The following is a 1,972-nucleotide window of genomic DNA, read 5'->3' as shown; positions in this document are numbered from 1 at the left end:
GAGGAGGGCCGGAGCTCGGCCAGCCAGGGGTCGGTGCGCTCGGCGCGGGCGGACCCGGCGAGGACCGCACGGCGGCCGAGGACGACGACGTACGCGAGGAAGCCCAGCCAGACGGCGGCGCCGACACCCACGCGCAGCACGATCGGCACCGGCGCCGGGGTCACGAAGGCCTCCAGCAACGCGGAGACGGCGAAGAGCCCGACCAGGCCGACGGCGACCAGGATCGCCGAGCGTCCCACCTCGGCCACCGCCCGCCCCCGGGTCAGGTGCGGCGGCGGCGAGATCCACGCCCAGGCGGTCCGCAGCCCTACCCCGGCGGCGACGAACACCCCGGTCAGTTCGAGTAGCCCGTGCGGGGTGATCAGGCCGAAGAAGACGTCGGCCCGACCGTAGGAGACCATCACCCCGCCCACCACGCCGACGTTGAGCGCGTTCTGCCAGAGCAGGTAGAACACCGGCACGACGAGCACCCCGGACGCCAGGCACTGGGCCGCGATCCAGGCGTTGTGCGTCCAGAGGTGGAAGGCGAAGGTCGGCGCGGAGAACTCGGTGTAGTAGCCGGCGAAGCCGGAGTCGACGAGGTCGGCCGCCGCCTCCGGGCCGATGAACGCCGCAGCGGTCTCCGGGTTACCGGCGACGTACCAGATCAGGAAGAAGCTGAGCGCGGTGAAGCCGGTCGACACCGCGCACCACCAGGGCCACGCCCGATAGACCGCCGCCGGGAAGCCGACGGTCAGGAACCGGCCCGCCTCCGCCCAGGACGGGCCACGCCGTCCGGCGATCCGGGCCCGGGCCCGCAGCACGAGCTGAGAGAGGCGGCTGACCAGGGCCGGGTCGGGCGATCGGCTGCGTAGCGCCGAGAGGTGGGTGGCGGCGCGCTGGTAGAGCGCGACCATCTCGTCGATCTCGTCGGCGTCCGGCCGGCGCCGGCCGCAGAGCTGGTCCAGCCGCCGCCACTCGTGTTCGTGCTCGGCGACGTACGCGTCGAGATCCACTCGTCCTCCCCCGTCCGGCGCTCATAGTGTTCACTGTGCGGGTGACCGCGCAACCACCGGTGCCCGCCCCGACCGGCACGGCCGGCCGTGCCCCGGCCTGGGCCGACGCCAGCCTGGTCAGCGGCGAGGCCGTCGAGCTGGACGTACGCGCCGCCCGACTCGGTTCCCGGGTGCTGGCACTGCTGCTGGACATCGTCGCCCAGGCGGTGCTGGCGGTGCTGCTGGCGATCCCGCTGAGCGCGCTGGCGGCGCAGCTGCTGCCCTCGGGGCTGGTCGACGGCGCCTTCTTCGAGGGCCTCGCGACGGTCTTCCTCGTGTTCGTGCTGGTCGGCTACCCGGTGCTCTTCGAGCGTTTCTGCCACGGGCGTACGCCGGGCAAGATGGCCGTCGGCGTGCAGGTGGTCAGCGCCGACGGCGGCCCGGTCGGGCTGCGACAGTCGCTGACCCGGGCGCTGGTCGGGGTGGCCGTGGAGTGGCCCGGCCTGGTGCTGCCCCTGCTGAGCTGGGTGGCCGGGGTGACGGTGATGCTGACCGACCGACGCGGGCGACGACTGGGCGACCTGGTGGCCGGCACGATGGTGGTGCACACCCGCACGGCACAGTCGTGGCGACCCGCCCCGATGATCATTCCGCCGCTGGCCGGCTGGGCGGTCACGCTGGACCTGACCCGGATGGACGACGCGCTGGCGCTGGCCGTACGGCAGTATCTGACCCGGGCGAGCAGATTCGCCGAGCCGTCCCGGACCCGGCTGGCACAGGGACTGTGGAGCGAGGTGGCGGCGGTGACCTCCCCGCCCCCGCCGCGGGGCGTACCGGAGCCGCTGATCCTCGCCGCGGTGCTGGCCGAACGGAACCGTCGGGGAGCCCTGCGGCTACGCCGTACCCGGGCGGTGACCGCCGGGCTGTGGCCGGAGCTGAACCCGGCCCCGCAGCCGTCGATCCCGCGCCCCTCGGTGCCCGCGCCCCCGGCCGGGCTG

General features: G+C 74.4%; 2 protein-coding genes. One reads left to right on the top strand and one right to left on the bottom strand.

Going from position 1 to position 1,972, the window contains the following annotated elements; genetic code table 11:
• On the bottom strand, positions 1-995 hold a 995-nt coding region (locus E1193_RS31280), incomplete at its 3' end, for a stage II sporulation protein M (RefSeq protein ID WP_132186720.1).
• A 41-nt stretch (positions 996-1,036) separates the two neighbouring features.
• On the opposite strand from E1193_RS31280, the gene E1193_RS31275 reads away from it, so the two are divergent.
• The coding region (locus E1193_RS31275; protein ID WP_243707986.1) for an RDD family protein at positions 1,037-1,972 on the top strand (936 nt) is incomplete at its 3' end.

Origin of the sequence: Micromonospora sp. KC606 (genome assembly GCF_004348675.1) — a bacterium.
In the GTDB taxonomy this organism is placed as follows: domain Bacteria; phylum Actinomycetota; class Actinomycetes; order Mycobacteriales; family Micromonosporaceae; genus Micromonospora.
This window is presented reverse-complemented; position numbering and strand designations above follow the sequence as displayed.